General features: G+C 59.3%; 1 protein-coding gene. It reads left to right on the plus strand.

The window, feature by feature from the left end; genetic code table 11:
- Positions 1-226: RHS repeat domain-containing protein (locus TK42_RS26875; protein ID WP_146097904.1), on the plus strand; the 226-nt coding region annotated here is incomplete at both ends.

The raw sequence follows: 226 nt of genomic DNA on the forward strand, positions 1-226 counted from the left end.
CAGAACGTTGTTTCCTACGCCTATGACGAAGACGGACGACTGGTTTGCGCGACCAATGCTGTCGGGGAAAGCGAGCGTTATCGATACGACGATCAGCACGTCATTGTTGAGCGGCAGTTGGCCGGTGGGGCGAGTTTCTTCTGGGCGTGGGAAGGCTCCGGCAAGGCGGCACGTTGCGTCCGGCATTGGGCGAGTTTTTCGCAGATGGACACGCGTTATGCCTGGG

This window comes from Pseudomonas sp. GZJR-8, from assembly GCF_002916705.1.
Lineage (GTDB): Bacteria > Pseudomonadota > Gammaproteobacteria > Pseudomonadales > Pseudomonadaceae > Aquipseudomonas > Aquipseudomonas synxantha_A.